Raw genomic sequence first — 12,704 nt, 5'->3', positions numbered from 1 at the left:
AGTGGATGGTCGTAAATCTACGACTCGAACTGAGTGTGGATTTCGATGAGTGCTGGTTTCTGGCTTTCGAGGGCCTTTAGCAGTGCGGCACGAAGAGCTTCCCGGGTGCTGACGGACTCCGCGTCCACGCCGTAACCACTGGCGATCTGGACGAAGTCCAGGCCGGGAACATCCAGCCCCGGGGTTTCACCCGTTCCCAGCAGCCTGGAGAAGCCCCTGAGGGCCCCGTACGTGCCGTTTTTCAAGATGAGGATGATGCACGGAATGTTGTATTGGGCCGCCGTCCAAAGGGCCGTGATGCCGTAGTTGGCCGAACCATCGCCGATGATGCCGATGACGCGCCTGTCCTTATGCGCCAGCTGTGCACCTACGGTGGCCGGGAGGCCAAAGCCGAGTCCGCCCGAAGCCGGAAAGAAATAGCTGCCCTGCTGCTGCAGGTCCATCTGCTGCCAGAAGGCGGCCGACGTGGACGTGGACTCCTTGACATATACGGTGTCGGCCGGAGCCGTGGTCCGCAGTTCCTCGAAGACGGACTCGGGATGGATCGCGTCGAACGTGCTCGCTGCCGGTTCGGCGAAGTCCGGCAGCTCCGGCAGCTGTTTGCGGGTGGTCTGGTCGACGGCCTCAGCCAGGGTCTGCAGCGTTCCCCGGACGGATGCCACGTACGAGTCGCCCATGGGAGCTCTGGCGGCCTCTCCTGCATCGCTGGTCACGTGGAGGATGCGGGTGCCGTCCTTGAGGTAGGCCCCTGGAACATATTGGTGGTACCGGAATACCGGTGCGCCAACGACGAGAACGACGTCGTGATCATGCAGCATCTCCGAGATGTCCTTGATGGATGCGGGAAGGACCCCCCTGAAGCTGCGGTGGCGCGTCGGGAACGGGCAACGGGAAGCCGACGGTGCGATCCAAACTGGTGCCGCGAGCTTGTCCGCCAGCGTAACGGCGAAGTCATTGGCATAATCCGCATCAACTTCCGGACCGAGGACGATCACCGGGTTGGTCGCGGCGTTCAGCTGATCAACCAGTTCCTGTGCCTGGTCTGCGCTGAGCGCCTGCGCCGCGACCGTGGTCCGGCCGGCAAGATGATGTGCTTCCACCGGGGAGGTCTTGTCCCAGTCGTCATAAGGAATGGAGACGTATACCGGCCCCTTTGCCGGCAGCTGTGAAATGTGGACGGCCTGGCTGATGGTCCGCGGCACATCTTCTGCGCACAGCGGCTCAGCACTCCACTTCACGAGCGGCCGCGGTAGGGAGGGTGCGTCCATGTTGGCCAGCATCGCCTCCAGGCCCACCATCGACCGGACCTGCTGGCCGGCCGTGATGACCAGCGGTGAATGGGAGTACACGGCATTCGTCAGTCCGCCCATGGCGTTGCCGGATCCGGACGCGGCGTGGAGGTTCACGAAAGCAGCATTGCCTGACGCCTGCGCAAACCCGTCGGCCATAGAGATGACTGCACCTTCGTGGAGTCCGAGAATGTACTGAAAGTCCTCAGGAAAGTCCTGAAGGAACGGGAGCTCATTGGAACCGGGGTTGCCGAACACCGTGGTCAGGTTGTTCTGCCGCAGAATTTCCATCGTTTCTGCTCGGATGGTGCGCGTCACCGAAAGCCTCATTTCCTGGTTGGTGGGATAGATCACTTATTAACAGACTAGAAATCAGGCGCTCATTTATCCAATAGATAAACCCATGCCGGGCATAGACTGTTTCTATGAAGACTGGAGTCCCTCTCGAGAACTACGATTTGAATCTGATGCGGACCTTCGTACGCATCTATGAGACGAGGAGTGTAAGCCGCGCGGCGGAGCTGCTTTTCATCAGCCAACCGTCCGTCAGCTACGCTCTGGGCAAGCTCCGAAGGATGCTCAAAGATGAACTCTTCCTGCGTGGACCTGACGGATTGAACCCCACAAATGTGGCGACAGCTGTCTACCCCCAGCTGCGCCATTCGCTGGAGGCCATTGATGAGGCAGTTCAGGGTGTTACCGTCTTCGACCCCCGAACATCGCGTCGCAATTTTCGTCTGCTGCTAACGGACATCGGCGAGATCGCCCTGCTTCCCGCCGTTCTGACTCGGATCCAGGACCTGGCACCAGCTGTTTCCGTAGAGGTCCTCCCCCTGGTCTACGGGACTGCACGGGAACACCTCACCCAAGGCAAGGCAGATGCGGCCATCTGTACCCCGCGGATTGACTCACCTGATCTGGTGAGGGATCAACTCCTGGTGCAGTCCTACTGGGGCATTTGCTCGGCCTCTCATCCGCGAATAGGTGCTCAACCAACAGTGGAGGAATTCTTGCGGGAGCGGCGGGTGGTGGTCAGTGAGCAACTTGGCCACGAGCACATTCAGCAACGAATGCGCGAGCTCAACTACGATCAGGCCCCAGCGGTCAGGCTTCCGCACTTCTCCGCCATGCCTCATGTACTCGGCAGCACCAACTACCTCGGCATCGTCCCCGAAGTAGTTGGTCAAATTTTCGCCGCAGAAAGCCCTATCAAGATGTTCAAGCTGCCATTTTCGGTTCCCCCGGGCAACGTTGCCCTGTACACCTACCGCCGTCCCGGACCGATGCCGGCGCTCGACTGGTTGCGGGAGATCATCCGCGATGCCCTCCAGGAGCCCTCCGACGAGGTGTAATGAAGCCCCTGGAGGCGCGGTTGAAGAATTGGCAGGAGCCGCCCCCTGCTTGCGGATGAGGACGGCTCCTGCCATATCTTGGTTTGCTGCTACAGGCGCTTGATGCCCAGGGTGTAGTCGGTCGTGAATTCAGCAATTGCCCAGTCGCCGTTGAAGCGGCCGAGCCCTGAGTTGCGTTCCCCGCCGAAGGCGACGTGGGCCTCGTCCTGAATGGGCATCTCATTGATGTGTGTCATTCCGGACTTGATTCCCAGGCTGAACCGGACGCCCTTGTCCACGTCCTGGGTGAACAGTGCCGCAGCGAGGCCAAAGTCGCTGGCGTTGGCCAACTCCAGCGCGTGCGCCTCGTCATCGGCCTTGAGCACGCCGACCAGGGGTCCGAAGATCTCTTCCCGGGCGATTTCCATGTCGGGAGTGACGTCAACGAAGACGTGAGGAGGCACGATTCTTCCCTTGATTTCCCCGTCCAGGACGGCACGGGCCCCCTCGGCGAGAGCTCTGTCAATCTTGGCCTTTAGCCCGTTTAGCTGGCTGTCGTTGATCACGGGGCCAACGAGCGTGTTCGGGTCGGAGGGATCGCCGGCCGGGACCGACGATGCGGCGGCAGTGAATCGTGCGACGAATTCGTCGTAGAGAGGGGCTTCGACGATGATGCGGTTGACCGCCATGCAGATTTGCCCCTGGTGCAGGAACTTGCCAAGCACAGCAGCTTCCACAGCCGCGTCCAGGTCGGCGTCGGCAAGGACGATCAGGGGGCTGTTGCCACCCAGTTCCAGTGCCGCATGCTTGAGGTACTTCCCGCCGATGGCAAGACGTCCGACGTTCTGTCCAACAGGTGTCGAACCCGTGAAGGAGATCAACCCGGGAACCGGATGCGTGACGAAGTCGTCACCGATTTCGGATCCCGCTCCAATGACGACGTTCAGTACTCCCGGCGGCAGTCCGGCCTCCTCGAAGACCTTGGCAAGGATCAGGCCACCGCTGACCGGCGTGTCGCTGGCCGGCTTGACCACCACAGCGTTGCCCAGGGCGAGGGCGGGCGCAACTGAGCGCTGGGACAGGTGCAGCGGGAAGTTCCACGGGCTGATCACGCCAACGACGCCGATTGGTCGGCGGTACACGCGGATCTCCTTGCCAGGCGTGTTGGATTCTACGATTCGGCCATGCACGCGGGTGGGGAAGGATGCCGCCTCGAGGGTGATTCCCGCGGCTAGAGATACTTCGACGTTCGCCTTGGCCACGCTGGAGCCGGCTTCCTTAATGAGCCAGGAAACGATCTCTTCCCTGCGTTCCTCAAGAATCTGGGCTGCGCGCAGGATCACGTCGCGGCGGGCCGCCGGTGTGAACGACGCCCATTCCTTCTGCGCCGCTTCGGCGGCCTTGTAGGCCTCGTCGACGTCCGTCGAGTTAGCGAGCCGGATGGTGGTCAGTTCGCTGTCGTCGTAAGGGTTGGTGACGGTCAGGGAACGCTCGGAGCGGCCCGCGCGCCATGTGCCGCCGATGTACTGGAGCGTGGTGTCCTGCCCGGCGAAGGTCGCCGCGGTCTCGGAAACAGTAGATGTCATTGGATAGTCCTTCCAAGGGTTAGAGATGTCCCAGTGCCTGTGGTTTGCCATCGTCGGCAATCCAAGCCTTGGAACCGGTGTTCAATACTCATAAAGGGAACCCGTCGCCCTGTCCGGAGGATAGGGCGACGTCGGGTGGTCCTTGAGGGACCAATCAGGCCTTGAGGGCGCAGCAGAGTCGAGCGGCTCCCGGCCTGACGTCAGGCGGAAACAGCCGCGTTCCGTCCGCCGGCGGGGGACGGTGTCCCCACGCCGTCTGTGCCGTAAAGCCAGTCGTTGTACTGGAAGTCGTTCTCCTTCCGGCTCTTGAACAGGAGGTTCCGCAGCACGCCGGCGACGCCGGAAACATGCCATGATTCACCCCAGATCCGGGCCGTGCGCTGAATACGGGAGGTACGGGCAGCACGGACAGTGTTGAATTCACGGATGGCGTCGTCCCAGGCGTCCGGATTGATGCCCTCGTCGGTGAAGACGGTGCCCGTGGCCGCATCCTGCAGGACGGCTGCATCTTCCAGGGCCTGGCAGGCCCCCTGGGCGAGGTACTGCAGCATCGGGTGTGCAGCATCGCCCATGAGTACCATGCGTCCCGCAATCCAGTTCTCGATTGGGTCCCGGTCGTACATGGGCCAGCGGATCCCGGTGGCCAGGTTCTTCAGGGCCTCCTGCACGGCAGGTACACAGTCTGCGTAGGCGGCCTGCAGCTCGTCAACGCCGCCGTACTGCTCCTCGCCGCGCTCGAAGGATGGCGACTTGAAGACTGCAACAGTGTTGAGCAATTCGCCCCTGCGCAGCGGGTACTGCACCAGGTGGCAGTCCGGGCCCAGATAAACCACGACGTCTTCCAGGTCCGTCGCCAGGGTCTCGGAGGTGATCGGCACGGTCCCCCGGTAGGCGACGTACGAGGAGGAGATGGGACCATCGGTTGAGACGGCGTCACGGAGGGTTGACCTCAGACCATCTGCGCCCAGGATGACGTCCGCGTGGTACTCCCGCCCGTCGTCAGTCTTTGCGATGCCGCGGCCGTCGACGGTTTCGACACCGGAGACCGTCACGTCGTTGATCAGCTCAACGCCTGCGGCCTGGCAGGCCTCCAGGAGAATCCGGTGCAGGTCGCTGCGGTGGATCACCACGTAAGGTGCGCCGTAGCGCTCCTCAAATTCTCCCTTGAGGCTTTGCCGTGTCAGTTCCTCGCCGGTGACGGCATCGCGGAACACGAGGTGCTTGGGCTGAACGCCCACTTCCAAGGCCTTTTCGAGCAGGCCCCAGCGCTTCAGGACACGGGAGGCGTTCGGTGCCATCTGCAGCCCGGCGCCGACCTCCCCGAATTCAGGTGCGCGCTCCACAAGGGTGACGGCGGCACCGCTCTCGCGCAGAGCCAGGGCTCCTGCGAGGCCGGCCATCCCGCCGCCCACAACAAGAACGTCGGTGGTGGATTTGGGGTCAGACATTGCAAGTCTCCTAGTGGGGTTGTGATTCGTGAAAAGAGTTAGTCTGCGAGGCCGGCCGTCATCAGAACGAATGGCATCGCAGCAGCCCGGGGCTTTCAGTTGGAACCGGTCCTGCAACGAGCCGCCGCGCTGCGGCTGCCCCTAGGATGGCTTCCCGCGGCCGCTTCGACCGGGCATCGGAAGCGGTGTGAGTCATGCCACCACTGTGAGGGCACACACCATAAAATGCCCATACAATTCTGTTATGCAGAAAACTCGCCTCAACGAGAAGCCCACGTACTCCATTCAGGCAGTCGATAACGCTCTGCAGCTGGTGCAACTGCTGCGCGATCACGGACGCCTCCGGCTAAAGGACGCCGCCCAGGAGTTGGGTGTTGCGCCCTCAACCGCGCACAGGCTGCTGGCGATGCTGGTCTACCGGGGCTTCGCGGTGCAAGACGAGGCCCGACATTACGTTCCCGGACCAGGAATGAGCGTCGGACCGGCAGGAGTGGGCTGGAGCAGGCTGCTTCGCGATCTCGCGCGCCCCCATATGGAGCTGCTCTGCTCAAGAGTCAATGAGACCGTCAACCTCATGATTCGGGTGGGGACGAAGGTGAGGTTCCTGGAAACGGTGGAGAGCAGGAATGCCCTACGGGTCGGTGACCGACAGGGCGCGGTACTCCCGGCCAACAAGGCATCCGGAGGCAAGGCCATTCTCGCGGAGCTTGATCCCGCGCTGGTAGACCAGCTCTATACCGGGTCCCGCTCCGACCGCGGGGACGACAGTCTGCCTCCCGGCGACATGGCATTGCTTGTGCGTGAACTGGAGACAATCCGGACCAACGGGTTCGCGGCCAATTTCGAAGGAACCGAGGAGGGCATCAGCGCCCTGGGGATGGCGCTGCATAACCCGTCGGGCCTTGTCGTTGGGGCCCTGAGCGTCGCCACGCCCGTTGGCCGTTTCCGTCCGCTTTTCGATGCCGGACTGGTCGGAATCATGGAGGAAACGCGGAGGCAGATCGAGTTGGACATCGCTGCTACTCCCACGGAGGGATAATAAGATTCTGCTGGACAGAAAGTAATTGGGATCTCCTTGCACGCGCCTTTACAGTCGAAGGCACGCCAAGCCCACTAACCGAGGAGGTCCCAGTGTCCATCAGCGCCGAGAACACGACCCACGAATCAATTGCCGCTGCGCACGTCGCCCCCGAGCCAACACCGGAAGAGGCCGTGAAGTTGGATCAGCTGTACCGCGACTTCGACCGCGAGAACCTGATCCCGTTGTGGACTGAGATCGGTGACCTGATGCCGATGGTTCCCTCGCCCAAGGCAGTGCCGCACGTCTGGCGCTGGAACGACCTCTACCCCCTGGCCGCCCGCGCTGGGGACCTGGTCCCCGTCGGCCGCGGCGGCGAGCGACGCGCAATCGCACTGGCGAACCCGGGGTTGGGCGGCACACCCTATGCGACGCCGACGCTCTGGGCGGCCATCCAGTACCTTGGCGGCCGGGAAACAGCGCCCGAGCACCGGCACTCCCAGAACGCCTTCCGTTTTGTGGTGGAGGGCGAGGGCGTGTGGACCGTGGTGAACGGTGACCCCGTCAGAATGTCCCGAGGGGATTTCCTGTTGACTCCCGGCTGGAACTTCCACGGCCACCACAACGACACGGACCAGCCGATGGCGTGGATCGACGGGCTGGACATCCCGTTCGTGCACTACGCCGACGCCGGGTTCTTCGAGTTCGGCACCGAACGCGTCACCGACGAGGCCACGCCGGATATCTCCCGCTCGGAACGGCTCTGGGCCCACCCCGGGCTGCGCCCCCTCTCCGGACTGCAGGACACCACCAATTCCCCCATCGCCGCCTACCGCTGGGAGCACACGGACGCCGCCCTTCGCGAACAGTTGCTACTGGAAGACGAAGGACACCCGGCCACCGTTTCACAGGGCCACGCAGCCATCCGGTACTCCAACCCAACAACGGGCGGCGATGTCATGCCCACCATCCGGGCCGAGTTCCACCGCCTCCGCGCCGGCGCCACCACCGACGGTGTCCGCGAAGTCGGTTCCAGTGTGTGGCAGGTGTTCGAAGGCACAGGCACGGTGCTGCTGAACGGCGAAACCAAGCAGCTGGCCAAGGGCGATCTGTTCGTGGTCCCGTCATGGCAGGAATGGTCCCTGCAGGCAGATACCGAGTTCGACCTGTTCCGCTTCAGTGACTCCCCCATCTTCGAACGCCTGAACTTCAACCGCACCTACACCGAAGGACGCAAGTAAATGAGACTGTTGACCCTCCGCACTCCTGAAGGAACCAAGGCCGTCCGCCAGGACGGCGGCATCCTCACCGAAATCGACGGCTTCGCTGACGTCGGAGCCCTGCTGCAGGACCCCGCGTGGGAAGACAAGGCCAAGGTAGCCAACGGCGCAACGCACGCGCTCGACGGCGCCGACCTTGCCGCCGTCGTGCCCTCCCCGGGCAAGATCATCTGCGTGGGGCACAACTACCGCAACCACATCAAGGAAATGGGCCGGGAAGTCCCCGAGTACCCCACCCTGTTCGCCAAGTACACCGAATCCCTCATCGGCCCCAACGACGACCTGGCCCTGCCGCAGGAATCCGACACCGTGGACTGGGAAGCAGAACTCGCCGTCGTCATCGGCAAAACCGGTCGCCGGATCAACGAAGCCGATGCCGCCAGCCACATCGCCGGATACGCCGTGCTGAACGACGTGTCCATGCGGGACTACCAGTTCCGCACCATCCAGTGGCTGCAGGGCAAGACCTGGGAGAAGTCCACCCCGTTCGGCCCCGCCCTGGTCACCAAGGACGAGTTCACCACCGGCCCGCTTATGACCTCCGCGGTGGATGGCGAAATCCAGCAGAGCACCCCCACCTCGGACCTGGTGTTCACCCCCGAATTCCTGGTCTCCTACATTTCCACGATCATCACCCTGAACCCCGGCGACGTGATCGCCACCGGCACACCCGGCGGCGTGGGCCACGCGCAGGACCCTAAACGCTACCTGCAGGAAGGCCAGGTCCTCGTCACCACCATTGGAGGGCTCGGACAGCTGAAGAACCGCGTCATCAAGGAAGCCTGATGGCCGCCCGGCACGACCAGACGGACGACCCGCGCCTGCAGGAAGCACTCCTGCAGGCCCGGCGGGGCACCGCCTTCTTTGCTCGCAAGCTCAACGAACTATCGGACGCAGAGCTGGACGGCGACTCGCTCCTTCCGGGCTGGACCCGCCGGCACGTCGTGGCCCACGTCGGCTACAACGCACGGGCCGTCGCGCGACTGGTGGAATGGGCAGCAACAGGGGTGGAAACGCCGATGTATCCCTCCACCGAAGTCCGCAATCACGAAATTGACTTCGGAGCCACGCTCAGCCCGACTGCGCTGCGGAACCTGTTCGACCATTCCGCGGTGCACCTGAACGTCGAGTGGAGGGACCTGCCCGGAGACGACTGGCACAACAAGGTGAAGACTGTTCAAGGCAGGGTGGTACCAGCCGAGGAAACAGTGTGGATGCGCACCCGGGAAGTCTGGGTACACGCCGTCGACCTGGACAACGGGGCTTCCTTCGAAGACATCCCCGCCCCTGTTCTGGAACGCCTGCTCAAGGACATCACCGGCGCCTGGACAGCCCGCGGCACCGACAAAGACCTGGTCGTCGAAGTGACAGACCAGCCGGCGACGCTGACGTTTGGTGACACGACAGCGGAGTCACCGCTGGTGGTCTCCGGTCCGCTCGCTGCGGTTGCAGCATGGTCCACAGGCCGCGCTGTGAATGAACGGTATCAGGATCTCGAGGCCTCCCGGGGGGACGAACCACTAACTGATATTCCCTCCGCTCCTGCATGGATCTAGCCTGCCGGTCAACAGCGGACCCACATCGGGAAGAAGCGACTCAACCCAACAGGGAATGTGAGTCGCTTCTTCCCATGATGGCAGGCGGCAACAATTGGCACCGGCTTGCGGTGCTCTCATGGACTCCGTTTCCTGTTGGTCAACCTGCGAGAGGCAAGCGTTGAAAGCGTGTCCGAATGAAGCCACGAAGCCCACACGTGCGCGGGATCCGCATCACGTTGAACGGGCCACACCATGGACGGGGTGAACACAGGAGAAGAATCCGGCAGATCGCTGACAGCCAGGGTGCGCATAGCGGCGGCAGTGCTGCGGCCAATTTCGGAGCTAATCATATAGACACCATCTATGGCTAGTACGCATGCATTTATTAGATTTATTCAATTCCAGCTTCTACCCTCATTTCAAAGCGTAATGTGCACCGCATGAAGAGAATCAGGGCAAGCGAACGTGAAGAAGGAAACCGAGAAGATGCACGGGGCCAGCAGTAGGAGCTTGCCTCCAGCGGGCAGTTTTGTTCCATGGAGGGCTGTCGAAGACTGGTCTCAACTCCAAGGCATGGACATCGAGATCCGCGATGCCGAGAACTTCATCGACCGGGGCCGTGTAGAAGTTGTCGCACCGGATGGAAGCCTTCTCTGGTTACAGCAGGCAGGCGCCAGCCAGCGGCGACTTGTCGAGATGCAACCAAAACTGCAGGTTCAGATCTACCGCTGAGCAGTTCAGAGGAGGGCGCTGCCGGCCCTCCACTGGAGGGTTATCCACAATCTCATCCATCATGAAGCAGCTGGAGGCTAGGAAGTTTCCTTGCAGGTTATGAGGACAGCGACGAGCTTCCACTCAACGAGTGGCGAGAGGTGCAAGACAGTGAGGCCCCTTGATGGAAGACGGCAGTGCAGTGATGAAGACAAGCGCGCCCCCCTCGCCAGCCCTGGACCTCCGCAGCACTTCCAGTCAGACAGTGTTGTGGTTGTCCTTGGCGTCATGTATCCAACTGTCCTCCCACGGCCTGTCGAAGCTGACACCCACCCTGATCAGGTACCTCTACCTCCAGGCTTGGACAGTGGCCGGCAAAGCGCGGACGTGGTCTTTTACGACCCCCTGTCTTCCAGTAGGACCGGTGACGAGGTTCGCCAGGCCCCGAAGTATCCAAGGACTTCTGAGGGTGATGGTTACGTAAATCGTATAATGGCCCAGAAAGCCGTTGCCCGCGATCTGGCTTTGCTTTCGTCAGAAAAAACGCGGGTGGTCACCAGCTCTCGACCGCCATCAGCTTCGGACAGCAGAACCACTATCAAAATCTTCGACTGGAACGGGCTCAGACTCGGCGATGAGATTGAGGTGCTGGATGACCGCCTAGCCATTGCACGAGGAGTAATTGAAGACCTGACTGCGGACCAAAGCATCGTCCGGCTGAAGCTCTCCTATGGGAGAGGTGGACGAACATACCGCCGGGAGGACGGCTGGCAGGTTCGTACTATCTGCCGGGAATCATGAACTCAACCATAACGATCGACATTCCTTACTGGGAGCTTCAGGTGCTCTACGCCTACCAAGGTGAAGCACACCCCAACCTGACGCACCCGCGCTGCAGGTCTTGACTTCCTTCTGGAATGAGCCTAGAACTCAACCCGACAAGACGAGGGTTGGGAGGCGTCCATGGCTGGACAGCGGACAAAGCAGCGCGGCGCCTACAAAGGGCGGAAAAGGACCCTCGCACCTGAGCGGGCGGCCGAGCTGGTTCAGCGTGCCGGCAGCGGTGTCCCGAAAACAGTTCTTGCCCGTGATTACGGGATCAGCAGGGAAACTGTCTACCAGTACCTGCGCCAGGCCAAGCCGGAGTGAGCCGCTCCCCTGCCTGCGCCGTCGATGTGCAATAGTCCGCGCGGCCGTAGCTTGACGGAACCTCCATTATCGGCGTTCAAAGCGCGGGAGTGGAAGTGGATGCGAGAACTCCCGTTCCATGGATAATCTCAATTTTCCTCAGGTCAGATGCCAATGGGAAGCCCCAGACGAGTTTTCGGTGCGGGCATCTTGGTTGGGAAGGTCTCGTCAACGGTGGTGGATCCACGGTAGGTCTGCCCCTGCTTTACTGATGGGAGGACTGTTCTTGAGCGCATGCACGGGAGGTCGTCAGGTCAGTCCGAGGTGACCAATCGGGAGGGATGGCCCACTTGAGGGTCTGCCTCAGGTCTACTGAACCGGTGATCGATCGGAGAATTCATTCCGGCAATACTCGATCAGCGTCCTGTTTTTGAGCGATGGTTTCGTTCCGGCGGCGTAGGCAGCTACCACTGCATTTTCCGGGAGGTCATCCTTGATGCGGCGGTAGGCCAGGGGCAGGCCTTCGTAGGTTCTGTCACCGAGGGGTCTTCCCATCAGCACTGAGTAGGCCTGCCCTCGGGCTACCAGGGACCTGATGGTCTCCACGCTGGTACTGCGCCATTTGATGTTCGGCTCGAACCCTGCGTTCCGAAGTATGGTCTCCACGAGGTCACTCGCGGGCCGGAGGGCCAGGACCGCGGCGGGTTCGCCCGCCAGGTCACGCAGTTCCACTTCCTCCTGCGCCGCGAGCGGATGGTCGGGGCTGAGCAGGAGTTGGAGCCGGACGGGCGCGATGGTCTGGACGTCCACGGGGGTACTTACGTGCAGGGAGTACATGAAACATAAGTCAAGCTCCCCGGCCAGCAGCCGCTCCTGAAGTTGGTCCGAGGACCCTTCCACCATCTCGATGTCCACAGCAGGGTGGTTGGCCGCGAAATGCTCGATAATGCGGGGCATCATCCACGGGGACAGCGTGGTGAAGCAGCCGATCCTCAACGGTCCGATCAGCTGCCCCTGCATCTGCTTCGCCGCGTGCATGAGTTCGCCGAGGTCCTGGACGATGGGCAGCGCTCGGTCTGCCACCCACCGGCCGGCGGGAGTCAGGGTTGCGCCTTTGGCCCGGCGGCGAAGCAGCAGCTGCGCCCCGAGCGCGGCCTCCAGCTCTGTGAGCGCCAGCGATATTCCTCCCGGTGAAACGTGGCAGGCGGTGGCCGCTGCGGTCACAGACCCGTGCTTGGCCACCGCAAGGAAGTAGTCCAGCTGCCGCAGGGTGACGCCATTCATCAGTAATCCTAAACAAGAAGCTGAGTTATTTGTGATTTACAAAATTATGACAGCTCCGCATAGTGAAAGGGAAGAGATGCGACCTGCACTA

General features: G+C 62.0%; 11 protein-coding genes and 1 pseudogene. 8 read left to right on the top strand and 4 right to left on the bottom strand.

The window, feature by feature from the left end:
- Nucleotides 1–17: 17 nt before the first annotated feature.
- A complete protein-coding gene (gene mdlC, locus QFZ33_RS12110; protein ID WP_307027761.1) occupies nt 18–1,643 on the bottom strand; it encodes a benzoylformate decarboxylase in 1,626 nt (541 codons plus the stop codon).
- A gap of 71 nt (nt 1,644–1,714) precedes the next feature.
- On the opposite strand from mdlC, the gene QFZ33_RS12105 reads away from it, so the two are divergent.
- Complete coding sequence (locus QFZ33_RS12105) at nt 1,715–2,641, top strand: LysR family transcriptional regulator (RefSeq protein WP_307027760.1); 927 nt, start codon at nt 1,715–1,717, stop codon at nt 2,639–2,641.
- An 89-nt stretch (nt 2,642–2,730) separates the two neighbouring features.
- Here QFZ33_RS12105 and QFZ33_RS12100 read toward each other — a convergent pair whose 3' ends face one another.
- Both QFZ33_RS12100 and QFZ33_RS12095 read right to left on the bottom strand, forming a co-directional pair.
- Nucleotides 2,731–4,206, bottom strand: a complete 1,476-nt coding sequence (locus QFZ33_RS12100; protein WP_307027758.1) for an aldehyde dehydrogenase family protein — start codon at nt 4,204–4,206, stop codon at nt 2,731–2,733.
- A 200-nt stretch (nt 4,207–4,406) separates the two neighbouring features.
- Nucleotides 4,407–5,654, bottom strand: a complete 1,248-nt coding sequence (locus tag QFZ33_RS12095) for an FAD-dependent oxidoreductase (protein ID WP_307027756.1) — start codon at nt 5,652–5,654, stop codon at nt 4,407–4,409.
- 244 nt (nt 5,655–5,898) lie between these two features.
- Between QFZ33_RS12095 and QFZ33_RS12090 the strand changes: the two genes are divergently transcribed.
- From QFZ33_RS12090 to QFZ33_RS12060, 7 genes and pseudogenes are all read left to right on the top strand, one after another.
- On the top strand, nt 5,899–6,693 hold the full coding sequence (locus QFZ33_RS12090; RefSeq protein WP_307027754.1) for an IclR family transcriptional regulator: 795 nt from the start codon (nt 5,899–5,901) through the stop codon (nt 6,691–6,693).
- 92 nt (nt 6,694–6,785) lie between these two features.
- Nucleotides 6,786–7,913, top strand: a complete 1,128-nt coding sequence (locus QFZ33_RS12085; protein ID WP_307027752.1) for a cupin domain-containing protein — start codon at nt 6,786–6,788, stop codon at nt 7,911–7,913.
- Entirely contained in the window at nt 7,914–8,738 is an 825-nt protein-coding gene (locus QFZ33_RS12080; RefSeq protein ID WP_307027750.1) for a fumarylacetoacetate hydrolase family protein, read from the top strand.
- Nucleotides 8,738–9,508, top strand: coding sequence for a maleylpyruvate isomerase family mycothiol-dependent enzyme (locus QFZ33_RS12075; protein ID WP_307027748.1), 771 nt, complete (start codon nt 8,738–8,740; stop codon nt 9,506–9,508). Before QFZ33_RS12080 ends, QFZ33_RS12075 begins: the two co-directional genes overlap by 1 nt.
- Before the next feature lie 555 nt (nt 9,509–10,063).
- Nucleotides 10,064–10,222 (top strand): hypothetical protein, encoded by a 159-nt coding sequence (locus QFZ33_RS12070; protein ID WP_307027747.1) that lies wholly within the window; start codon nt 10,064–10,066, stop codon nt 10,220–10,222.
- A 471-nt stretch (nt 10,223–10,693) separates the two neighbouring features.
- The gene (locus tag QFZ33_RS12065) at nt 10,694–11,002 is read left to right on the top strand and encodes a hypothetical protein (protein ID WP_307027745.1); all 309 of its coding nucleotides are present in this window, start codon (nt 10,694–10,696) and stop codon (nt 11,000–11,002) included.
- 180 nt (nt 11,003–11,182) lie between these two features.
- A pseudogene (locus QFZ33_RS12060) lies at nt 11,183–11,350 on the top strand (helix-turn-helix domain-containing protein); the annotation flags it as partial.
- Nucleotides 11,351–11,698: 348 nt separating this feature from the next.
- Here the strand turns inward: QFZ33_RS12060 and QFZ33_RS12055 are convergent.
- The gene (locus tag QFZ33_RS12055; RefSeq protein WP_307027743.1) at nt 11,699–12,613 is read right to left on the bottom strand and encodes a LysR substrate-binding domain-containing protein; all 915 of its coding nucleotides are present in this window, start codon (nt 12,611–12,613) and stop codon (nt 11,699–11,701) included.
- Between the last annotated feature and the right edge of the window lie 91 nt (nt 12,614–12,704).

Source organism: Arthrobacter globiformis, assembly GCF_030815865.1.
Lineage (GTDB): Bacteria > Actinomycetota > Actinomycetes > Actinomycetales > Micrococcaceae > Arthrobacter > Arthrobacter globiformis_B.
Note: the sequence above shows the minus strand (reverse complement) of the source record. Positions and strands in the feature narration are given on the sequence as shown.

Excerpts from the sequence above, each read along its gene's own strand:
- QFZ33_RS12055 (WP_307027743.1), bottom strand. The coding sequence starts at position 12,613 with ATGAATGGCGTCACCCTGCGGCAGCTGGACTACTTCCTTGCGGTGGCC.
- QFZ33_RS12095 (WP_307027756.1), bottom strand. The coding sequence starts at position 5,654 with ATGTCTGACCCCAAATCCACCACCGACGTTCTTGTTGTGGGCGGCGGG.
- QFZ33_RS12065 (WP_307027745.1), top strand. The coding sequence starts at position 10,694 with ATGGCCCAGAAAGCCGTTGCCCGCGATCTGGCTTTGCTTTCGTCAGAA.
- QFZ33_RS12070 (WP_307027747.1), top strand. The coding sequence starts at position 10,064 with ATGGACATCGAGATCCGCGATGCCGAGAACTTCATCGACCGGGGCCGT.
- QFZ33_RS12080 (WP_307027750.1), top strand. The coding sequence starts at position 7,914 with ATGAGACTGTTGACCCTCCGCACTCCTGAAGGAACCAAGGCCGTCCGC.
- QFZ33_RS12105 (WP_307027760.1), top strand. The coding sequence starts at position 1,715 with ATGAAGACTGGAGTCCCTCTCGAGAACTACGATTTGAATCTGATGCGG.
- QFZ33_RS12075 (WP_307027748.1), top strand. The coding sequence starts at position 8,738 with ATGGCCGCCCGGCACGACCAGACGGACGACCCGCGCCTGCAGGAAGCA.
- QFZ33_RS12100 (WP_307027758.1), bottom strand. The coding sequence starts at position 4,206 with ATGACATCTACTGTTTCCGAGACCGCGGCGACCTTCGCCGGGCAGGAC.
- QFZ33_RS12090 (WP_307027754.1), top strand. The coding sequence starts at position 5,899 with ATGCAGAAAACTCGCCTCAACGAGAAGCCCACGTACTCCATTCAGGCA.